General features: G+C 53.5%; 22 protein-coding genes and 1 pseudogene. 10 read left to right on the forward strand and 13 right to left on the reverse strand.

What is annotated here, in order from left to right; genetic code table 11:
* Positions 1 to 61 precede the first annotated feature (61 nt).
* The 6 genes and pseudogenes from ACOT0L_RS18990 (at position 62) to ACOT0L_RS19015 (ending at position 2,714) form a co-directional block, all read left to right on the forward strand.
* Positions 62 to 280, forward strand: coding sequence for a TraR/DksA family transcriptional regulator (locus ACOT0L_RS18990; protein WP_126504071.1), 219 nt, complete (start codon positions 62 to 64; stop codon positions 278 to 280).
* On the forward strand, positions 277 to 675 hold the full coding sequence (locus tag ACOT0L_RS18995) for a phage protein NinX family protein (RefSeq protein ID WP_126504073.1): 399 nt from the start codon (positions 277 to 279) through the stop codon (positions 673 to 675). Before ACOT0L_RS18990 ends, ACOT0L_RS18995 begins: the two co-directional genes overlap by 4 nt.
* On the forward strand, positions 653 to 892 hold the full coding sequence (locus tag ACOT0L_RS19000; protein ID WP_032103556.1) for a DUF4222 domain-containing protein: 240 nt from the start codon (positions 653 to 655) through the stop codon (positions 890 to 892). Before ACOT0L_RS18995 ends, ACOT0L_RS19000 begins: the two co-directional genes overlap by 23 nt.
* A gap of 57 nt (positions 893 to 949) precedes the next feature.
* A pseudogene (locus tag ACOT0L_RS19005) lies at positions 950 to 1,222 on the forward strand (DUF550 domain-containing protein); the annotation flags it as partial.
* 165 nt (positions 1,223 to 1,387) lie between these two features.
* On the forward strand, positions 1,388 to 1,660 hold the full coding sequence (locus ACOT0L_RS19010; protein WP_023300430.1) for an excisionase: 273 nt from the start codon (positions 1,388 to 1,390) through the stop codon (positions 1,658 to 1,660).
* Positions 1,629 to 2,714: a tyrosine-type recombinase/integrase gene (locus tag ACOT0L_RS19015; protein ID WP_126504077.1), complete on the forward strand. Its 1,086-nt coding sequence runs from the start codon at positions 1,629 to 1,631 to the stop codon at positions 2,712 to 2,714. Before ACOT0L_RS19010 ends, ACOT0L_RS19015 begins: the two co-directional genes overlap by 32 nt.
* Positions 2,715 to 3,036: 322 nt before the next feature.
* Here ACOT0L_RS19015 and ACOT0L_RS19020 read toward each other — a convergent pair whose 3' ends face one another.
* Genes ACOT0L_RS19020 through yobA form a run of 3 tightly spaced genes read right to left on the reverse strand, consistent with a single transcriptional unit; the run spans position 3,037 to position 4,634 of the window.
* On the reverse strand, positions 3,037 to 3,375 hold the full coding sequence (locus tag ACOT0L_RS19020) for a YebY family protein (RefSeq protein ID WP_022648464.1): 339 nt from the start codon (positions 3,373 to 3,375) through the stop codon (positions 3,037 to 3,039).
* Between the two features lie 16 nt (positions 3,376 to 3,391).
* Positions 3,392 to 4,261 (reverse strand): copper homeostasis membrane protein CopD, encoded by an 870-nt coding sequence (gene copD / locus ACOT0L_RS19025; protein WP_126504079.1) that lies wholly within the window; start codon positions 4,259 to 4,261, stop codon positions 3,392 to 3,394.
* A 1-nt stretch (position 4,262) separates the two neighbouring features.
* A complete protein-coding gene (yobA, locus tag ACOT0L_RS19030; protein ID WP_023300433.1) occupies positions 4,263 to 4,634 on the reverse strand; it encodes a CopC domain-containing protein YobA in 372 nt (123 codons plus the stop codon).
* A gap of 137 nt (positions 4,635 to 4,771) precedes the next feature.
* Here yobA and ACOT0L_RS19035 point away from each other — a divergent pair, with 137 nt between their 5' ends.
* The 3 genes from ACOT0L_RS19035 to exoX all read left to right on the forward strand — a co-directional run bounded on the left by ACOT0L_RS19035 (position 4,772) and on the right by exoX (position 6,439).
* The gene (locus ACOT0L_RS19035; protein ID WP_003859784.1) at positions 4,772 to 5,002 is read left to right on the forward strand and encodes a DNA polymerase III subunit theta; all 231 of its coding nucleotides are present in this window, start codon (positions 4,772 to 4,774) and stop codon (positions 5,000 to 5,002) included.
* Between the two features lie 111 nt (positions 5,003 to 5,113).
* Positions 5,114 to 5,752, forward strand: a complete 639-nt coding sequence (locus tag ACOT0L_RS19040; protein ID WP_045623249.1) for a nitrilase-related carbon-nitrogen hydrolase — start codon at positions 5,114 to 5,116, stop codon at positions 5,750 to 5,752.
* Between the two features lie 24 nt (positions 5,753 to 5,776).
* A complete protein-coding gene (exoX, locus tag ACOT0L_RS19045) occupies positions 5,777 to 6,439 on the forward strand; it encodes an exodeoxyribonuclease X (protein ID WP_126504081.1) in 663 nt (220 codons plus the stop codon).
* Here exoX and ptrB read toward each other — a convergent pair.
* Together ptrB and ACOT0L_RS19055 are read right to left on the reverse strand one after the other, a co-directional pair.
* Positions 6,421 to 8,496, reverse strand: coding sequence for an oligopeptidase B (ptrB, locus tag ACOT0L_RS19050; protein ID WP_126504083.1), 2,076 nt, complete (start codon positions 8,494 to 8,496; stop codon positions 6,421 to 6,423). The two genes, exoX and ptrB, sit on opposite strands and share 19 nt — an antisense overlap.
* Positions 8,497 to 8,571: 75 nt before the next feature.
* Positions 8,572 to 9,222 carry a tellurite resistance TerB family protein gene (locus tag ACOT0L_RS19055; RefSeq protein ID WP_022648470.1) on the reverse strand — a complete coding sequence of 217 codons (651 nt, stop codon included), beginning with the start codon at positions 9,220 to 9,222 and terminating at the stop codon, positions 8,572 to 8,574.
* Positions 9,223 to 9,394: 172 nt separating this feature from the next.
* On the opposite strand from ACOT0L_RS19055, the gene purT reads away from it, so the two are divergent.
* Positions 9,395 to 10,573 carry a formate-dependent phosphoribosylglycinamide formyltransferase gene (gene purT, locus ACOT0L_RS19060; RefSeq protein ID WP_126504085.1) on the forward strand — a complete coding sequence of 393 codons (1,179 nt, stop codon included), beginning with the start codon at positions 9,395 to 9,397 and terminating at the stop codon, positions 10,571 to 10,573.
* A 61-nt stretch (positions 10,574 to 10,634) separates the two neighbouring features.
* On the opposite strand, the gene ACOT0L_RS19065 is transcribed toward purT, so the two are convergent.
* The 8 genes from ACOT0L_RS19065 to edd all read right to left on the reverse strand — a co-directional run bounded on the left by ACOT0L_RS19065 (position 10,635) and on the right by edd (position 21,182).
* A complete protein-coding gene (locus ACOT0L_RS19065) occupies positions 10,635 to 12,029 on the reverse strand; it encodes a hypothetical protein (RefSeq protein WP_126504087.1) in 1,395 nt (464 codons plus the stop codon).
* Complete coding sequence (locus ACOT0L_RS19070; RefSeq protein WP_022648473.1) at positions 12,029 to 12,286, reverse strand: PAAR domain-containing protein; 258 nt, start codon at positions 12,284 to 12,286, stop codon at positions 12,029 to 12,031. Before ACOT0L_RS19070 ends, ACOT0L_RS19065 begins: the two co-directional genes overlap by 1 nt.
* A gap of 12 nt (positions 12,287 to 12,298) precedes the next feature.
* The gene (locus ACOT0L_RS19075; RefSeq protein WP_126504089.1) at positions 12,299 to 13,006 is read right to left on the reverse strand and encodes a T6SS immunity protein Tli3 family protein; all 708 of its coding nucleotides are present in this window, start codon (positions 13,004 to 13,006) and stop codon (positions 12,299 to 12,301) included.
* A gap of 3 nt (positions 13,007 to 13,009) precedes the next feature.
* Complete coding sequence (locus tag ACOT0L_RS19080) at positions 13,010 to 13,717, reverse strand: T6SS immunity protein Tli3 family protein (protein WP_063138115.1); 708 nt, start codon at positions 13,715 to 13,717, stop codon at positions 13,010 to 13,012.
* A 9-nt stretch (positions 13,718 to 13,726) separates the two neighbouring features.
* Positions 13,727 to 15,841, reverse strand: a complete 2,115-nt coding sequence (locus ACOT0L_RS19085; protein WP_126504091.1) for a T6SS effector phospholipase Tle3 domain-containing protein — start codon at positions 15,839 to 15,841, stop codon at positions 13,727 to 13,729.
* Positions 15,838 to 18,351: a DUF2345 domain-containing protein gene (locus ACOT0L_RS19090; RefSeq protein ID WP_126504093.1), complete on the reverse strand. Its 2,514-nt coding sequence runs from the start codon at positions 18,349 to 18,351 to the stop codon at positions 15,838 to 15,840. Before ACOT0L_RS19090 ends, ACOT0L_RS19085 begins: the two co-directional genes overlap by 4 nt.
* A gap of 338 nt (positions 18,352 to 18,689) precedes the next feature.
* On the reverse strand, positions 18,690 to 19,331 hold the full coding sequence (gene kdgA, locus ACOT0L_RS19095) for a bifunctional 4-hydroxy-2-oxoglutarate aldolase/2-dehydro-3-deoxy-phosphogluconate aldolase (RefSeq protein ID WP_003859774.1): 642 nt from the start codon (positions 19,329 to 19,331) through the stop codon (positions 18,690 to 18,692).
* A gap of 39 nt (positions 19,332 to 19,370) precedes the next feature.
* Positions 19,371 to 21,182 carry a phosphogluconate dehydratase gene (gene edd / locus ACOT0L_RS19100; protein WP_126504095.1) on the reverse strand — a complete coding sequence of 604 codons (1,812 nt, stop codon included), beginning with the start codon at positions 21,180 to 21,182 and terminating at the stop codon, positions 19,371 to 19,373.
* Positions 21,183 to 21,207 lie beyond the last annotated feature (25 nt).

A 21,207-nucleotide genomic window follows, 5' to 3' on the forward strand; every position in this document is an offset into this window, starting at 1 on the left:
CTTTTTTATTGCTGGCGTTTACCTTCGCCCGAATTAACCGACAGTTCCGGGAGCATTGACCATGGCCGATATCATCGATACCGCAGCAGAGATTGAAGAGCTTCAGCGTAACGCTGCCCTTTCCGCCCACCGCATCGACCGTAACGCCGTATCAGCTGAACGTTGTGAAGAATGCGACGAACCAATACCCGAGCCGCGGCGCGCTGCCGTTCCCGGATGCCAGACGTGCGCGGAGTGCCAGGGCGTCATCGAGTTGAAGAATAAGCAGAGGGGGATATGATGGATTACAGCAAGTTGACTGACAAAGATATTAATAAGCTTGTGGCATTCGCATTAGGCTGCAAAGAAGTCGTTCCTGATATTTTCATGAGCGATGAGCGCCGATATGAATTCGAGAAGCCAAAGAATAAATCAGGTAACAAATTCTTCTTCGACCCGTGCAACAACGTAGCTGACGCATGGCCGATCATTGTTGGTCACAAGCTAAGCCTGATCAATGCGGACAACGAGTGGCTTTGCGTTCCTGATGATACCGCGGTTGATGGGACCACTGGCGACGATGTTCAGATGATTTATTCCGGCGATGGGCATGTTCACGCCAACCCACTTAGAGCAGCGATGGTCGTATTCCTTACTCTACAGGGGTCAGCCAATGTTCAGGATAATCCAGCCTAATACCTGGTACGCCGATCCCCACGGCGCGCCCTGCAAAATCCTCCGCGCTACTCACGAAGTCATCCACTACATCCGCAACGGTCGCACCTGCATCGCCAGCATGGGCCGCTTTCAGCACGAATTTGAACCGCTGACCAAAGCACAGGCCGAGCGGATCGCCGAAGAAATAGAAACAGCAGAACACCTGAAGAAGCTGCGCGCCCAGCGTGCGGCGTGAGGAGAGAGCGTGAAATTTTACGAATCGAAGAAATCGCAGTTCACCAGAAACCTGATCCGGCGGCGCCACGCTGAATGGTCAGAAAAGACCTTCGGCAACGTCGGCCCCGTCGGGCCGCTGAAGCATCTGTCGAAAGAGGCGCTGGAAGCTGCTGCCGATCCCGGCGACCTCAGCGAATGGGCTGATATGCAGTTCCTGCTGTGGGACGCACAGCGGCGCGCCGGTATCACCGATGAGCAAATCACCGCGGCGCTTGAAGAAAAGCTGAAGGTGAATATGGCTCGCCAGTGGCCGGAGCCGAAAGACGGCGAGTCGCGCCTTCACATCAAACCATGACGCAACTGATAGCCAGTTATGAGCTGGCTATTGGGTGCGAAAGCGCCACCTCGTGATCCCTTTTGCCCGGCCCCGCGCCGGGCTTCTTTTTACCTGATTTCGATTAATCAACACGTCAACGCGGCCTCGCATATAATGCCAGGTGGCTAAGGAGTTCTCATGGCTAAGCTTCTCAACTTGCAGGAATGGGCTGCTGAGGTCTACACGACTCCGCCCTCCCTTTCTACTCTGCGTCGATGGACGCGGGAGGGGCGAATTTATCCCGCGCCGGAGCTGCACGGAAAGGAATATAAGGTTCAGCCTGACGCTATCTACGTGGATCCGCGCAAGAAGAATCTGCGCGCTAAACCGAAACACACCAAACTGCCGTCCGGCGGCACCTTACTGGAGAGACTGACTCATGGCGAAAAGGCCAGTACGTTACGACGCTAACCTGCCCCGTAACCTGACCTATCGTAAAAGAGACAGACTTTACAGCTGGCGCAATCCGGTGACCGGGCAGGAGATTTCTCTTGGCCGGATTGATCGCAAGGATGCTGTTGCCCAGGCCATTGAGGCCAACAACTACATCGACCAGAATTACCTTCCCTCTTCTCTCCTGGATCGCATAAAAGACGTGCCCACTTTCACAGTGGCCGCATGGCTGGAGCGTTACGAGGTAATTCTCGAACGGCGTGAGCTGAAACCAAACACGATGAAGGTCAGGCGAAACCAGATCGCCACCATTAAGGAAGAGTTCGGCAAAATCCCCCTCGCTTCTGTCACGACCAAGGACATCGCCTCATTTCTTGAAGCGTACATTCTCTGCGATAAAAAGAGCATGGCTTCCGGGCTACGGTCTGTTCTGATGGACATCTTCAGGGAGGCGATTGTGGAAGGACATGTCGACAGGAACCCGGCAGAACCGACGCGAACGCCGACACCGAAAGTTAAGCGAGAACGCTTGCTGCTCGAACAGTTCACGGTCATCCGCCAGGCTGCGTTAACTCATTCTGAATGGGCGCCAAACGCATGCGATCTAGCACTGGTCACCGGCCAGCGGCGGGAGGATATCTCAATGTTCAGGTTCAGTGACATTAAAGACGGGAGGCTTTTCGTTACGCAGGAGAAAACAGGACATAAACTGGCGCTCCCCCTTGATTTGAGGCTGGACGTCGCCGGGCTTGTGTTGCAGGATGTCATTGATCGATGCCGGATAAACAACCCCTCCGACTTCATGCTTTACTCTCCGGTCCGCCGCGGGGGAAGAAAGCCGGGGCCGCTGACTCCTGACGGACTCACCCAGGCCTTTGCAGAGATAAGGGATTCGACCGGATTAAAATTCGGACCTAACCCACCTCCTTTCCATGAGATCAGAAGTCTGGCGAGCAGGCTCTATGAAAAGGAGCGCGGAGAAGAATTTGCTCAGCGTTTACTCGGCCACAAAAATTTAACAATGACCAAAAAATACCTGGACGCACGCAGTGCAGAGTATGTTATGGTTTAGACAGGATATGGAATATTCGAGTAATTTTCGGGGGATTTCGTGTTAAGGCCGAAAAAACCTTTGAAAAACAAATAGATAAAAAGAGACCGAATACGATTCCTGTATTCGGTCCAGGGAAATGGCTCTTGGGAGAGAGCCGTGCGCTAAAAGTTGGCATTAATGCAGGCTCAATCGCCTTGCCCTTTAAGAATAGATGACGACGTCAGGTTTTCCAGTCCACAGTAAAAGTGGTCTGAAAAAAAGCGTCAGAACATCACTAAATGTGAAAAACCGCAGAGCTTTTACAAGCACCTGCGGTTTTTTTTTACTGGAAACCTGACGGCTAGCAGAGCTTTTTAGCGCGCTCAATAAACGGTGCCAGACTCTTCTTCTGCCCGGGGTTTGCCGGGTCATCCACCTGGATCACGCTGACAGGCTGTCCGTTACTTTTCCCGCTGGCAACCTGCTGCTCCGCTACGTCATTTAACGGATACTGCACGAGCGTACTGGGATTGATGACATACAGCGCGTTACCGGGACGGCAGGTGAGCATGACCTCTTCACGATTAAATGCCCAGTTGTCCTTACCCACTTCAAACCGGCTGACGGTGATGACCTGCGGCGCGGCCAGCGCACTGCTGGCACAGGTGAGAAGTAAAAGAGAAAGCAGTGTCTTTTTCATAAGTTATTAAACCTTGTCAGAAGGGTTCCCAGGTCGCGAACAGGCTGACGGCCGCCAGTACCAGCGCGCCCAGCACCACTTCTGCCTGTGTCATCCTGATAAAAATCTGTTGTTCCCGCCCGGCATCAGGGCGAAAGCGTGGCACAAGAAAATACCGATTCGCCAGCGCAATTGCCACCATCATGATGACCAGCGCACATTTGAACAACAACAGCCGTACATAAGGCGCTTCCCACGGCACGTCTATGCCTACAATAAAGAGAGTATTGATTATCCCGGTCAGCAGCACGCCCGCCACGGCATAATGCCCCACGCGGGAGAAGCGCATCATGGTAAAGATAGCGGCTGGCTGCCAGCGGCCTTTCGCCAGCCGCATACAGAACAGCAGCGGCAGTAAACCGCCCACCCAGGTGGCGGCGCAGAGCAGGTGAAGCGCATGGTTCAGACGATGCAACGCACCCGGCGCGCCACCGTTCATCGCGGCATGTCCCACGCCCGCCAGCAGCACCAGTTGCCCCATCGCGAGCAGTAACAGCCGTGAGCCCTTTTGCGGGGTAAGCCATGCAGCGCCCGCGGTCACAGCGGCCAGCACCATGTGCCACAGCCAGACGCCACCAAACTGCGTGCCCAGCACGCTGCGCCAGACCGCCGGGCGAATGACATCACCCCAGCCGTTGCCCATTAACCCACTTTGCAGGCCGAACATCAGCAGAGCAGCCATCAGGCTGATTAAGGCCGCGATATTCTGCTGGCGCTGGAAACGCTGCGTCATGAGGCGCTGCAACGAAGACGGTGCAAACCAGACACTGTATAGCGCGTTGCCGAACAGTAGTATCAGCGCAACAAAATGGATAAAGCGAAACGCTACGTAGCTCAGGGCCAGCATACTATTTCACGCTAAAGTGATAGCTGCCCTTGGTTTTGTGGCCGTCCACGGAGACCACATGCCAGTCCACCGTATAGGTGCCGGTCGTCAACGGTTTCTCAAGAGGAACAATCAGCTTTGCGTTATCCTTCTCGTCACGCTTCACCGCGCCGGTCTGGATTTTGTGCTGCTGCGCGTCCGTCACCACGACGCCGCTGAAGGCAGGTTCAATGCCTTCCGAGAAATTCAGGGTAATGACGTCGGGTGCCGTCGCGACGGTATTTTCCTGCGGGGATTGTTGCTTAAGGTGCGCATGGGCCAGAGCTGATGGCGCGATTGCCGAAGAGAGCAGAAACACCAGCGCACACGCGACGCGGGAAGGGGTAAAGTGCATCACAATCATTCCTTTTCGTTATGCCTGAATGCTAAAGAATAACTCTGTATAATTAACGAGTCGAGGAACATCCTTTGCTCCCTTGTCATCGTTGAACAATCGCGGTAACGTTGCCGCCGCAGAAAAAGGAGAAGGAAATGAACGTTAACCTGGCCGCCCTTCCTCAGGACGAGATGGACAAAGTGAATGTCGATCTCGCCGCCGCGGGGGTCGCATTCAAAGAGCGTTACAACATGCCCGTCGTGGCTGAAGTGGTAGAGCGTGAACAACCCGCGCATCTGCGCGACTGGTTCCGCGAACGTCTTATTGCGCATCGCCTCGCCTCCGTTAATCTCTCGCGCCTGCCGTACGAACCTAAAGTTAAATAAGCTTAACGTCCCGTTACACTTCCTTACGCGTTATGTGGCAGGATAAGAAAACCCTGATAAATTTAGGTGTAATCTTAAAATCCCAGCGACTTAGTGTATAAGGAAGTCACGATGTCACGATGGACTATTGCCGCGGCTCAGTATGCTCCGCGGCACAACTGTGTTGATGAGCACGTAAAACATCACCTGCACTTTATTGACGAGGCTGCCTCACATGGGTGCGATTTAGTCGTCTTTCCGGAGCTTTCGCTTACTGGCCCTGGCGGAACAACCTTACCCCCACCCCCTGACGATTTGCAGCTTGCCCCCCTCCTTCACGCGGCGCAGTCACGTTTCATCACGGTGATTGCCGGTATTACGCTCCAGCAACAGAAAGGACTCGCGCTTTTCACCCCTAACCTGTCGACCATCCGGCGTTATCCCCAGGGTAACGGTGCGGGTGTTATTCCTGGCAATAAACGGTTAACCATCGTTGATAATCAGGCTGACGCCCCGGAACTGGACCCAGAGGCAACGCTGTTCACCAGCAGCCTGGCGGTGGGTGAGCAACGCTGGCGGCAATCCATCAGTTCGTTACAACGCTTCGCGCATAAGTACGCCATCGCGGTATTAATGGCGAACGCGCGCAGCGGTAGCGCGTTATGGGATGAAAAAGGTCAGTTGATCGTGCGTGCCGATAAGGGAGAGTTGCTGTTAACCGGTTCTTTGGGCCGACAGGGTTGGCAAGGGGATATCATTCCATTAGGCTAGGCATTTTAGGATCAGGAGCGATCAATGCTGCGCGTTATCGATACCGAAACCTGCGATTTGCAGGGTGGAATTGTGGAAGTCGCCTCTGTCGACGTGGTTGACGGAAAGATAGTCAATCCAATGAGCCACCTGGTGCGCCCGGACCGTCCTATCAGTGCGCAGGCGATGGCAATTCATCGCATTACGGAATCGATGGTGGCGGATAAGCCGTGGATTGAAGAGATCATCCCTCTTTACCACGGTAGCCAGTGGTATGTCGCCCATAACGCCAGCTTTGACCGCCGCGTGCTGCCGGAGATGCCCGGTGAATGGATTTGCACCATGAAGCTGGCGCGCCGTCTGTGGCCGGGGATCAAATACAGCAATATGGCGCTGTATAAGTCGCGCAAACTAAGCGTGCGGACGCCGGAAGGGCTGCATCATCACCGCGCCCTCTATGACTGCTACATCACCGCAGCGCTCCTGATTGATATCATGAATATTTCCGGCTGGACGCCGGACGATATGGCGACCATTACCGGCCGCCCCGCCCTACTGACCACCTTCACGTTCGGTAAATATCGTGGAAAACCGGTATCGGAAGTGGCGGACAACGATCCGGGCTATCTGCGCTGGCTGTACAACAACCTCGACAGAATGAGCCCGGAACTGCGCCTGACGCTGAAGCATTATTTAGGCGAAGCCTGAGTTCCCGCGCGGCCTGGCAGCGTATCCTGCGCCAGGCCAATCAAAAAGGCGTACTCCAGCGCCACCCCTTCAGAGGATTTAAATCGCCCTGATTTCCCTCCGTGCCCCGAGTCCATATCGGTACACAGCAGCAGCAGATTATCGTCAGTTTTTAGCTCACGCAGCTTCGCCACCCATTTCGCGGGCTCCCAGTACTGCACCTGGGAATCGTGCAGGCCGGTGGTCACCAGCATATGCGGATAGGCTTTCGCCTCGACGTTATCGTACGGGCTGTACTCTTTCATGTAGCGGTAATAGGTTTCATCCTGCGGGTTCCCCCACTCCTCAAACTCCCCGGTGGTCAGCGGAATGGTTTCGTCCAGCATGGTCGTCACCACGTCCACAAACGGCACCTGAGCGATAACGCCTTTAAACAGTTCAGGCCGCTGGTTTACCACGGCTCCCATTAACATGCCTCCGGCGCTGCCCCCCATGCCAAAGCAGAGTTGCGGATCGCCATAACCCTGCGCGATCAGCGCATCGCAGACATCAAGGTAGTCATTGAAGGTATTTTTCTTTTTGAGAAATTTTCCGTCTTCATACCAGTGCTGACCCAGCTCGCCGCCGCCGCGAATATGGGCAATCGCATAAACAAAACCGCGGTCGAGCAGGCTCAGCCTGCTGCTGCTGAAATCGGCGTCCATGCTGGATCCGTAGGAGCCGTAACCGTAGACAAGGATGGGGTTTTTACCTTTGTTGAAGTGATCCTTGTGGTAGACGAGAGACACGGGGACTTCAACGCCGTCGCGCGCGGTCACCCACAGGTGTTCACTGCGATAATTTTCCGACTCAAATCCCCGGACCTCAGCCTGTTTAATCACCTGACGCTGCCCGGTGTCCATATCCAGCTCAAACAACGTGTCCGGGGTAGTCATTGACGAATAGCCGTACCGCAGGCGGGACGATTCCGGTTCCGGGTTAAAGCCGATCCACGTCACGTAAGCCGGGTCATCGAACGCAATGCCCACCACTTCGCGGGTTTTGCGGTTGATTTGGCGGATACTGGTCAGTCCGCGCTGACGCTCTTCCACCACCAGCCAGTCGGTAAACAGGGTGAACCCCTCCAGCATCACCTGATCGCGCGCAGGAATTAACACTTCCCACTTCCGTTCATCGCGCACTTTGGTTTTATAAAGGCCAAAGTTTTTGCCCTCGCGGTTCGAACGCAGGTAAAAGCTGTGCTGGAAGTGATCCAGACTGTACTCATGATCTTTACGGCGCGGCAGGAAGCACAGCGGCTGGGCATCCGGCAGTTCGGCATCCAGCAGCAGCACCTCAGAGGTGGTGGCGCTGGCAAGGAAGATAATCACGTAGTGGCGAGACGAGGTTTTATGCAGGCTGACGTAGAACGTCTCGTCTTTTTCTTCATACACAAGCTCATCGTCGGCGGAATCGGTCCCCACCGTATGACGCCAGACCTGATAAGGCAGCAGCGTTGAGGCATGCTTTTTAACGTAGTAGACCGTTTCTGAATCGTTACCCCAGACGAAATCGGGGGAGACATTATCCAGCATTTCGGGATACCAGTTTCCCGTTTCAAGATTGCGGAAACGCAAACCGTACTGGCGGCGGGAGAGGTAATCCTCAGCCAGCGCCATAATGGCGTTATCGGGGGAAATGGACATGCCGCCCAGCGTATAAAACTCACTGTGGGCAGCACGTTTGTTAGCATCCAGCAGGATCTCCCATTCGTCCCACTCGGCGCTTAGCACAGACTGGCGCTGGTAGATGGGATATTCGTTTCCCGGCTCATAAATATGGCGATAGCGATAACCGTTTTTGCACCACGGGGCAGAGACATCACGCTGGGGGATACGCTGCACCATTTCGTTCAGGAGCTGATCCTGAAGCGCCTGCTGGCTGGCCATGACCTGGCGGCCATAGTCGTTTTCCTCGTGCAGATAGTCGAGCACCTCTGGCCGGGAACGAGAATCGTCCCGCAGCCAGTAGTAGTTATCGATACGCGTATCGCCATGCGTGGTGATCGCATAAGGAGTACGTCGGGCTTTTGGAGGCATGGCATTCTTACTTTTTCGTTTTACATCCTATAAGGTTGGCAAAACACGCGTATGATGCAAGCGAAACATGGCCTTCTAGCCCGCGAGGGTCTGCTTCTGCTGCTGAATATCCTGCTCAATTCCCTCACGAACGTCCTGTGGGATCTTCAGCGCATCACCCAGGGCGTTCAGGTAGCTGCGCTCCATAAAGTGATCGATATCGATGGCAGCACAGCTCAGAAAATAGAGTTCCAGTGCCTCTTCTTCGTTTTTCACGCTTTGCGCCAGACGCTGCGGATCGAGCGGCTGTTCGATGGCCTGCGCCACCAGCGCCCTGCCCTGCTCCTCAACGCCCGCTTCCCGCATCTGCTGTTCAATTGCGGCACGTTCACTGGCATCAATATGCCCGTCGCTCTTGGCTGCAAAGACCAGGGCGAGGATCAGACGCTCGGTGCGTAAATCTAACGGCGATACCTGCTTCCCGTACTGCGGTTCATCCTGATGCGCGTTGCGCACCTTGTCTTTGTATTTGTTCCATAAGACGGAGCCTGCAATAGCCCCTCCGCCCGCCAGCAGCGCGCCGGTACCGTATTTGGTAAGCAGTTTCCGCGATGATTTATTAGCAACCAGCAAACCGGCCAGCCCGCCGAGCGCACCCGGCACAAGCAGCTTGCTCAGACCCTGCTCGCCGGACGACGAGCCTTTTTGTCCCAACAGGGATTGCAGTTGATTCATCCAGCCTGACATATTTTTCCTCACGTAACAGTGCGTAACCTTCACAGCCTAAGCGAGCGGGTGTCAGGAAATGTCTGTCAGTGCTAAAGAAGCGCAAATTTCTCCCCTGTCCGGGTTATCCCTATACAAGACAGACGCAAACGTTTTCGTTTATACTGCCCGCATCTTTTTCAGGGGGATTTTTATGACTCGTTTAGGAACCGCTCTGCGTCCTGCCGCGACGCGCGTCATGCTGTTGGGATCGGGTGAACTGGGTAAAGAAGTGGCCATTGAATGCCAGCGTTTGGGTGTGGAAGTGATTGCGGTGGACCGTTATGCGAATGCGCCCGCCATGCACGTCGCGCATCGCTCGCACGTCATCGATATGCTTGACGGTAATGCCCTGCGGGCGTTAATTGCCGACGAAAAACCGGATTTCGTGGTACCTGAAATTGAGGCCATTGCCACTGAGATGTTGGTTGCCCTTGAACAGGAAGGCCAGCGCGTGGTGCCCTGTGCCACAGCGGCAAAACTGACCATGAACCGGGAAGGCATTCGTCGCCTGGCGGCAGAAGAATTACAGCTCCCGACCTCCAGCTACCGTTTTGCCGGGGATAAAGCTGCGTTTCTCCAGGCCGTAGAGGAGATTGGCTACCCGTGCATCATTAAGCCGGTAATGAGCTCCTCTGGCAAAGGGCAGAGCTTTATCCGCGACAGCAGCTCGCTGGACAAAGCCTGGGACTATGCCCAGCAGGGCGGCCGTGCCGGTGCCGGGCGCGTCATCGTAGAAGGCGTGGTGAAATTTGATTTTGAAATTACCCTGCTCACCGTCAGCGCCGTGGACGGTGTTTATTTCTGCGACCCGATTGGTCATCGCCAGGAAGACGGCGATTATCGCGAATCCTGGCAGCCGCAGCGAATGAGCGCGCTGGCGCTGGCACGCGCGCAGGAGATCGCCCGCAAAACGGTGCTGGCGCTGGGCGGCTACGGCCTGTTCGGCGTGGAATTGTTTGTTTGCGGCGACGAGGTGATCTTCAGCGAAGTCTCCCCTCGCCCGCACGATACCGGGATGGTCACACTGATTTCGCAGGATCTCTCTGAGTTCGCGCTGCACGTACGTGCTTTCCTCGGCCTGCCGGTTGGCGGCATCCGTCAGTACGGCCCGGCAGCCTCGGCGGTGATCCTGCCGCAGCTGACCAGCCAGAATGTCACCTTTGATAACGTCGAAGGTGCGGTTGGTGCAGGCTTACAGGTCAGACTGTTCGGCAAACCGGAGATCGACGGAAGCCGTCGTCTGGGCGTGGCATTAGCAACCGGGGAAAACGTGGACGAAGCCGTCGCGAGAGCGAAAATAGCGGCCACTGCGGTAAAAGTGACAGGGTAAATAACTAAAGGCTGGTCAACTAAGCGACCAGCCACATAGCATGATTAACGTTGTTTCGTTTCTATCGCTTCCATTCGTATTCCATGTCCTCGTAGGCTTCATTCGTTTTCGAGATGAAAACAAAACTACCGAGGCCTATAAAAATAACGAAGGGAATGATTATGCTCGCAATCAGTTCCCAGATTGCTGGCGGATCGTTTTGCGCCAGGAAACTGATACGATAGGCAATGAGGGATAACACGCAGAATAAAGCCGCCATCCCCGCAGGATAAAGGGGATTACTCCAGTTACACCAGGTAAGTTTTTTTGGGATAGCTGTCTTCATGGAGGAAAGCGCAGTAATACAAAATTTGTTTTTGTCTGAATATGCTACCAGTTGCTCCCCCTGGGCATATTTTACCGCATCCGCCGCAAATGCCAGAGCCAGCCACCGATACCCGGCACTCTTTGCGCCCAGAGAGGCATCGATATCCAGCCGTTCCACCGTGAGCGCTTTTTTGTCCAGTGCCTGCATTAATGGATATTTTTCAATACGGGATAGCCCGGTATACCAGAGATTTTTCGGCGTAAGTACCGACCCCGTCTCAAGGAAGACCGCCATTTTGTCCTCTACATCAGTCACGTCAGACATAGGCTGATATAAATATACCGGTTTTTCGCCCTCCTCCCGGACATAATGACTGGTCAGCAGGAATGCACATGCATTTTCCATGCTCTTTGATTCGCCGCTTTCTTCATGTAAATCAACGATAACAATCAACCGGTTTTCAACTCTGTAATCAGATAAGTTCATCCATTGGCTAACGATCGCGTAGTCAGGACATTCTGTGCTGTACTCAATTTTACACGTGCTGGCCGTTTCAATACCCAACCGCTCCAGAGTGCGCCTCAGTTCATCAATGCAGGATCCACTCCCTCCGTGAACCCAGACAACGGTTTCAAAAATACGGTAGTTATAGTCCTTCAATTTTTCTGCCATCGGATCCAGTAAGCGGTAAAACATCTGTTCATTCCTGGTCTGGTCGAAGCGATCTTCCAGCTGAATATTAACCGGCGTTTTCGGTGCCAGCGGAAATTCGCCTTCCAGTTTCAACATATTCAGCGCGGGTTGCTCCAGGGGGGTTATTGAAGACCATGCTGCGATAGCGATATTTTTTCGCGCATACGCCTTTAAATTAATCTCTTGCTCTTTTGCTATGAATTTTCGGGTTTCAGCATAATGAATGTTGGCGTCATGAAATATGAAACTTGTAAAAACTAGCAACGACACAACACAGATGGGCAGAATAACTGAAGGCACAAAAAAGAGAGCCGTAACGTGTTCCTGTTCAGGCCAGGTGAGAGCCCGGATCGCGAGGCCCATTGCGACGGCTATCACATAGAGGAAAACAATCATGACGACTGGCACAGTGGAATTCGGGTCTGGCTGTTTTTTGTATAGCCACCACGCGCGCATTACGAAGCTCCCGCCACAGGTAAGGTACTTTTGATTTCACATCCACACGCCGCGCGACAGCCATCTACCACAACCCCACGGCCATGCATGGTCCAGGTTGGGTGACATTCAGTGATTGGGAACGTCCCTTTATGGAGCGGACACTGCACAAGATCATCTTTTAAGGCCACGGGCTGACCCATAAAGTCTGCCCCAGAGGCCTTAGTGACTTTTCCTCCGCTTATCAGCGGATCGTTTAACCTAATGACGCCTTTCATCGCTTTATCTCCCTATTTTCCCGCATCCATGTTGCATTGCATGTGCTCCCAGCCGGTATAGCCCCTCACGTCGGGTACGCTGTCGGGTAAATCTTGCCAGTTAGCCTTAAGTTGCTGCGTGCTGCCCTCGAGCCCCTGCTTAGTCATGTAGACCATTCCCCACGCCCAGCCAGGGGAACGGGGGTCCAGCTTCCCGCTTACTTTATTTCCCATTCCGTCATCCACGGTATAGGCAATCCCCGGCCCGCCGGGCAGAATCCGCGGGTCTTCAAACGGTTTTGACGACATATACAGCCGGTGTTTGGTTAGTAAAAAGCCCTGATCGTTGACGACGGTGAAAGAAATAATATCCTCATACGGCGCGTAGTCATCACCATTGGGTTCATTATGATTTGGTGAGAACGCTACGGAGTGCCACGTTTTCCCATAGTCCTTAGATACTATGAATCCACTCACTCCCCATCCCGTCAGAGCAATATATCGCTCTGATGGGTGAATAAATTTACGGGTAAAGAGTCGATAAAACTGACTAACGGGTTCGGTGTGAATGCCTCGCTTCGTATCCGTGTACCAGAGTTCGCCTTCACAATCCCAGCCTTTCAATTCGAGAAAACGATGATCATCGAACCGATAAACAACCTGTGTGGGCGGTTCTTTCGCCTGGCATCCGGTTGCCAGCACAACGGACGTAGCTGCGAGAACGGTACATAATCCTTTCATCAGTTATCGCCCCGCATCCATATCACAGCGCATATGATCCCAGCCGGTGTACTCCTTCACTTCGGGTACGCTGTCAGGTAGGTCCTGATAGTTTGTCTTAAATTGAGCTATATCTTCGTGCAGACCTTCTTTGGTGATGTAATCCAGCCCCCAAGCAGGGCCAGAAGAACCGGGTTCCAGCTTACCTCTGACTTTATTTCCCATTCCGTCATCCACGGTATAGGTAATCCCCAGCCCACCGGGCAGAATGCGCGGGTCTTCAAATGGTTTTGACGACATGTACAGCCGGTGCTTGGTTAGTAGAAAGCCCTGATCGTTGACGACGGTGAAAGACACTGCATCTTCTGCGGGTGCTCTGTTATCTCCATTTGGTTCATTACCCGCTGGGGAAAAACCGACAGCTTTCCATGTTTCGCCATAGTCTTTCGATACATGAAACCCATCCACCTCCCAGTTAGGAATTGAGATATATCGTTCTGATGGATGAATAAACTTACGGGTAAATACTCGATAAAATTGAAAATAAGGCTGTGAATGAATACCCCTTTTCGTATCTGTATACCAGAGCTGGCCTTCACAGCCCCAGCCTTTTAACTCAAGATAACGATGATCATCGAACCGGTAAACAACCTGTGTCGGCGGTTCTTTCGCCTGGCATCCGGTTGCCAGCACAACGGACGTAGCTGCGACAACGGTACATAATCCTTTCATGTTTTGTCCTTACGCCAGTTGACTGTCACTCATTGGTTTTGGCATATCCCATTGGAGGCTTTTCAATTCTTGATTTCCTGAAACCTGATCGTGAGAAGGCTTGAAAGAGGTATGTTTGTTAAACTGATTTTTCACACCGTAAGTGCTCTTTGGAAGCACTTCGTCAGGTCTGTTCATGAAGTCTTTCGTCTCAGCAATTGGCAACCTTCCCGAACGATAATATTCTCTGGCATCGGCATTGCCGTTCTGCGGATCGCGCCAGTCTGCCCGATGTAGCAACCCTTCCCAAAATTTCCCCGCCTGATAATCGAATGATTTGCACTGCCCAATAGCCAAATCAAACGCCATAGCGTGCGATGGCACAAATTCACTCATCACAATAGAGGAGTGCTGGCTGTAGCCTACCGGGTCGATTTTCTGCCATTCCGCTTGCAGTTCTTCCGGTGTTTTCTTCCAGGTAAGTGTGACTAACTGAAAATCTCGCGAACCTGACACCTCACCATAAATAACCTCATGCTTTCGTTCAAAACTCTCTTCTTTAAGCTCTGAAGCAGATAAAACGTGACCGGGCTGCCAGCCAATATTTTGATAGCGGTTCACAGCAAAGGTTGTCGTTACTGTGCGCTTAATGGCGCTGGCTTTAGCGGAATAGGAAATGTAGGCGTCCGGGCTGTCCGGATCGACATAATAGGTATACGGTTTATCACTGGTTTTAGGATCGTTATCCGGGTGATTATCCTCCCCCTGGAGTTTGAAAATAAACGGTTCCGGTAACTCCTCACCGTTTATCAACACATCGCGAGCGCTGTAACTGGCGTTCGTGAGAAAGGCATATTTTGCATCCCCCTCATTTCGCGATGGTAGCTCAAAGGGGTTAGCGTCAGGGATTTTTCCTACTTCACCATGCTGGTAAAACACGCGCTGAAACAGATTCGGTATATCACTGGCAATATTCTGAGGAATGCCCCGCCAGCCAACCCCCTGCACATTCTCCAGCGACACGACGCCGTCATTCGGGCAAAAGTAGTTATACACTTTACCGTCGTTGCTTCGGCAATATCTGTCATCCGTTCGTAGCGGATTATCGGAAGGTTTACGCAGGGTACAGGAGGCCTCCAGAGCCAGTAATTCGCTCTCTACTATTTTCCCGCCACCTTTCCATTGCGTATGCATAAGGCGACAGAAATTTTTAAATGTCTGCTGTCTGGCATCGTCGGTCTGTTGATAACCCGGCTGAATATTTTCAGCCACGCGCGACTTAAGAGAATACGGTGAGTGATTAAGAATGACACAGTTGACAGGCTTTAATCCCTCTTGTTTGACCAACATATTCGCCAGCATGGTAAGGATAGTGCCCTGACTATGCGCCACTACGTTGATAACATCATTTGCTGTGACCGGATTTCGGCGGATAGTTAAAATCAAATCCGCCAGCCGTTGAGCGGCAAAAAACTGGTAAATGCGGTGCGGGTTTTCATAAATGGGATGGGTAAAATCGCCATCATTGAAGTGCAGCGAGGCAAATCCCGCAGCGGCAACGCCGAAGCCACCGGCGCCGGGTCCCAGCATATCCGGGATCGTCGTCGTTGCGTTGGCAAAGGTCCCGCCCCCCTTGGCAAAACTCGTATCAAGTGCGTTCCTAAAGTTATCGTTCTGGTACTGAAACGGCCCTTTCCCGTCATTACCCAGCGACTTTTTATTCGTCTCGTTATCTTCCTGGTACGCATCATAGGGAAGATGCGCATTGTCACTCAGCTTCCCGACTTCCTCCCGGTAGCGCTTCTGGTCCGCCCGGTAGTCAGCATGCGTAACCGGTTTATATCCCCAGTAAAACGGGATGATGGGAGAACGCCCGGGAGTGATAATTCTGTAGTCTTTCCATTCGTGGGCGTAAAAATCCTGCCGGTTGAGTCGCTTACCCAGCCCGACAAGTATTCCTTTCTCCTGATTCTGGTAAGCTTCACCCACGTCGTTCACGCCATGGACGAGGATCACAATGCCGGGCATCGGGCGCGGTATCCCGACGTTGCGCGTCTGGGCGACTTCGCCCAGGGTTTTGTGTACCGGAATATCGCCTTCTGATACCACCCGTGGAGCGTAGGGTTTTGTCTTCGCCTCCGTCATTCCATTATCTCCATTTTATAGCTGTCGAGGTCGTCAGCATCGAGCAGTGTTGAACGACCGGAGCTGTCCGTCACGCCTTCCACCACCTGACCGGATGCACTGGTCAGCCTGAATTTTTTGTTTGCCAGAATTTGCTCCGGATCATCGCCGGCGTGCAGTTTGTAGCGAAGTTTAAAGGCGCCTTTGTCAAAGGATGGCGTCGGTACCGACACACTTTCCGGACCGTCGTATTTCAGGCTCGGCGCTTTGAGCTCAATGCCCGTCGGCGAGAAAATCGTGACCAGTCCGGTCGGGCTGATCCGGATCCCGCCGCCCCCGCAGACAAACTGCATTCCCTTTCTGGCACTGCCGTTCATTTTCCCGGCGGTGCTCGTCAGCGTGAAATCCTGCTGCGACAGCATGTGCATTTCGCCCCGCTGCGCCTGCGTCGTAATATCCCCCGCACCGGCAATCATCTGGATGCCGAGTTTGCGGGCAAACAGCGACAGTTTTTCCCCTACGGCCAGCGAGAATTTTTTCACCACATTCACGCTGGCATTCCCGCCCGCTGTGGCAATCAGGTCTTTCCCGGCTGACAATTGCAGGCTGTCCGGCGTAACCTGCGCAATTCCACTTTTTCCATATGCCAAAATACCGGGCTCCGCGAGATGACTCAGCGTCTGGCTGAGCGCATTTTGCCGATCGGTTTCCACATTACTCGCACCTGCCGTAAGCGCACTTTGTTGTAGGGTCATCGCCAGCGATAACGCCTTTTCGAGTTGTGCAATAGCCGCTGTCATATCCAGTTGCTTACCCCCCGCGCGGGGCTGTGCTTCCGTGGTGATCATCACGCCTTTGGCAGCACGCAGCGCCATCCAGTCGTCGGTGCGAGCCTCCACACCTTCCCCGCGCTTTTTGCCCTCAGCATCAACCAGGTGGCCCACACTCACTTGCCCTTTGCCGTACTCGGTAGAGATTTTGATGTGTTCCTGCCCGCGACGATCTTCAAGACGGATCTTGTTTAACGCGGCCGTGCGGATCACGTTTCGGGTATCGTTACGGTTTGTGACTAAATCCGGGTGGCTGCCGTCGTGCATGACATGGGCGATAAAGGGTCTGTCCGGGTCGCCGCCTTCAAAACCTACGGCAACTTCAGTCCCCTCCAGCAACGGAAAGTGAATACCAAAAGTGTCACCGGCGTACGGCCTGCCGAGGCGTACCAGGGCGCTTTCAAATCCGACCCGTTTTTCATCAAGGTCAAAATCGAACTTAACCCGGTAGCGCCCAACCGCATCAAGTCCGGCATAGGTTTTATCTCCCCCGATAGCCATCACTCTGGCGGGCACCGTTCCGGCTATCACTGGCCGGGATATGTATTCAGGACGGAAGCTATAGCCGTGGATATAGGGGATCCCAGAAAGTACGGCGCGATAGTGTTCAGCACGGCTGCCGCGGATAATCATCGCAGTTATCACAAACCCGGACTTAAACCCGTCAGGTACAGGCCCTGCAGGATAAAACATAATGCCTGGCTGAAGCTCGGGATCGCTGGTTGTCGCCCCCAGAACACTCTGTCCGTTCAACAGGCGTTCATAACGCAGACGAGCGTAAAATGCGGCGGTTTCCGCCTCTTCACCGTGAAAATCCCCCGCAGCAAGATAGTGATCGGCATAGTGATAGTGTTGGCCTGTCGTTACACCTTCGGGAATATCGCTCGTTTTAATGGTCTTATCCGTCTGCGGCGATTGCGGGTCACGGTAGTTATAGGTGCGAACCAACACATTTTTTGGGATCAGGCCGTGCTGCTCCTCCAGATCGGTGATGTATTCGTTATAACTGGTCATGCCTGAATGTCGGACATAAGGCATCTGTTTGTCGCTGAAGTTGTAACGACGCGCAGAATCCCCAAAAATAACGACGGTTTCCGTTTTCACTTTGTTGTGATTCTCAAAACGGAACCAGATCCCTATCTCTGCCAGCAGCCGACGGATGAACCGCAAATCGGTTTCTTTCCACTGAACGATCATTTCCCGTCGTGGATAGCTGTGGCTCAGTTGGTCAAAATCAATGTTGTAGCCGTCAAAGTGACCACTGTCCTTCATCAGCTTTGTAACGAGCTCCGGGACTGTCATGTTCATGTAAACCGCAGAACGGTAATTTTGATCCAGCAGCGCCAGCTCATGCTCCAGCACGCATTCATACAGTGCTTCGTCACCTGAAGACATCAGCCGGGAAAATTGGGTGATCGTGCCATTAATCTGGCGAACCGGCAGCCAGGAGGTTTGCCCATGCCATGAGGCTTCCAGATTGGGTGCACGCAGAATAAACTCAGCCCTTTGATTAAGAACAGCATTAATGGCAATGTTTTGATCCGGACTGGTAAAGCGAATGGTATAGCGATAAGGCTCGCTTAATATCTCTTTTCCTGTAAAAGAATGAACATCAGAAATAACATTTTTGCTACGCGGGAAATACAATAAATATCTGTTTAACGTGTCCCGCCGTTGAGCCACCTCAGATTCCCCTGACATTATTATCTATCCTTTTAACAAACATTCCGTTTATTAAAAACAATACACCTATCGCTCTCCTATTAAAATACCCAACTTCAAGTTGAATTGACTCAAAGGAAGTAACATTATTCACAAAATAAATAAAAAGAGCCCAGACAATCTCATCACAGATAAATTAAGAATGAATTATTCATCAAGTATATAAGTAAGGGATTATTCAATAATGAAGAATGATACGCCTGGGGGTTAGGGATATTAAAAATGTTTGTGGGGAGAAGAAGAAGAACTCATACATGCTGGTCACATAAAGTGACCAGCATCAGGCCAGAGGGCCTGCTTTATGCATTGAGCATTTGTTACTGTTTCGCGCCTTCTACCGCTTCGCGAGCCAGTTTAGTAATGCGATCCCAGTCGCCTGCTTCCAGCGCATCCGCCGGAACTAGCCAGGAGCCACCGATGCATAGCACGCTTTTCAGCGCCAGGTAGTCGCGGTAGTTGGCCGGAGAGATGCCGCCCGTTGGGCAGAAACGCACCTGGGAGAATGGGCCTGCAATCGCCTGCAACGCTTTGGTGCCGCCGTTCGCTTCAGCCGGGAAGAATTTAAACTCTTTCAGGCCGTAGTCCATGCCCAGCATCAGTTCAGAAACGGTGCTGATACCCGGGATCAGCGGAATAGAACCTTCGGTTGCGGCTTTCAGCAGCGGCTCGGTCAGGCCCGGGCTGATGGCAAACTGTGCGCCCGCTTCGGTCACTTCCGCCAGCTGCTGCGCATTCAGAACCGTACCAGCACCGATGATCGCTTCCGGCACTTCTTTGGCGATAGCGCGAATCGCATCCATCGCACAGGCAGTACGCAGGGTCACTTCCAGAACACGAACGCCACCCGCAACCAGCGCCTTCGCCATTGGGACAGCGTGCTCCAGTTTGTTTACCACAATAACCGGCACGACAGGGCCAGTAGTCAGGATTGCTTCTGCACTTGTTTTCCAGTTTTTCATCAGAGTTTTCTCTCGCCAGATCGTTAAAATCAAGTCGTCTTAAAACGTAATACAGGTTGCGCCCTGCTCCGCACCGGAGAGTTTCTCACGCAACGCACCAAACATCTCGCGTCCGGTACCCACGCGGGATGCGCTCAGGTCAGGAATATGTGGCTGACGCGCCGCCAGCTCTGCTTCGTCCACCAGCAGGGTTAACTCGCCTGTCTGACCGTTAACGCGGATCATGTCTCCATCATGGACTTTCGCCAGCAGGCCGCCGTCGTAGGCTTCCGGGGTGACATGAATCGCTGAAGGCACTTTACCGGATGCCCCCGAGAGGCGTCCATCGGTCACCAGCGCAATTTTGAAACGGCGGTCCAATAATACACCAAGCGGCGGCATAAGTTTATGTAATTCTGGCATCCCGTTCGCTTTTGGTCCCTGATGACGCACCACGACTACGCAGTCTTTATCAAGCAGACCCGCGTCGAAGGCAGGTAAAACGTCGTGCTGGCTTTCAAACACCACCGCCGGGGCTTCGATAACCTGATTCTCTTCCGGCACGGCAGAAGTTTTCATTACGGCACGCCCAAGGTTACCGCTCAGCACTTTGGTGCCGCCGTGAGGAGAGAACGGCTGTTCGAAGGTGGCGATAACCTGAGGATCGAGCGAGTTGCTCGCCCCCTCGCGCCAGTCCAGCTCACCGATGTTCAGCCACGGCTCAAGGGTATAGCGATGCAGGCCAAAGCCCGCCACCGTGTTGACATCCTCATGCAGCAGGCCGCCTTTCAGCAGCTCGCGCATCAGCACCGGCACGCCGCCCGCGGCCTGGAAGTGGTTAATGTCCGCCGGACCGTTCGGGTACAGACGCGCCATCAGCGGTACCACGGAGGAGATCTCGGAGAAGTCATCCCAGTTGATCAGAATGCCCGCCGCGCGCGCCATCGCGACAAGGTGCATGGTATGGTTGGTTGAACCGCCGGTCGCCAGCAGGGCGACAATCCCGTTGACGATGACTTTTTCATCGACCATTTTGCCCATTGGCATCCACTCGTTGCCGTTACCGGTCAGACGCGTCACCTGACGGGCTGCGGCTTCGGTCAGCGCTTTACGCAGTGGCACATCCGGCTGGATGAACGACGAGCCCGGTAGCTGCATCCCCATAAACTCCACCACCATCTGGTTGGTGTTAGCCGTACCGTAGAACGTACAGGTGCCCGGCGCGTGATAGGACGCGGCTTCCGCTTCCAGCAGCGCCTGACGGTCCGCTTTTCCTTCGGCATACAGCTGGCGGATACGGACTTTTTCCTTGTTTGGCAGACCGCTTGCCATCGGGCCTGACGGCACAAAAATCGCTGGCAGATGGCCAAACGACAGCGCGGCCATCACCAGCCCCGGGACGATTTTGTCGCATACGCCCAGGTAGAGCGCGCCATCAAACATATTGTGAGAGAGGCCCACTGCCGCCGACATGGCGATCACTTCGCGGCTCAGCAGGGACAACTCCATACCGTCCTGTCCCTGAGTCACGCCATCACACATGGCCGGCACGCCGCCTGCAACCTGGCCCACCGCGTTCACGCTGTGCAGCGCATTGCGGATGATAGACGGGTAAACCTCATACGGCTGGTGGGCTGAAAGCATGTCGTTATAGGAGGTAATGATGGCGATATTGTTACGCAGCATGCTTTTCAGCGCGTCTTTATCACCAGGCTGGCAGGCGGCAAAGCCGTGGGCCAGATTCCCGCAGGCCAGCTGTGAGCGATGGACCGTTTCACTCTTCGCCTGTTCGATGCGGGCAAGGTAGGCAGCACGGGTCTCTTTCGAACGTTCAACGATGCGTTGTGTTACGCGTAACAATGTCGGATTCATAAAAGCTCCTCTAATTTATCTGTCC

The sequence above is a fragment of the Enterobacter cloacae complex sp. XAL002 genome, assembly GCF_049236805.1.
Taxonomy (GTDB): Bacteria; Pseudomonadota; Gammaproteobacteria; order Enterobacterales; family Enterobacteriaceae; genus Enterobacter; species Enterobacter intestinihominis.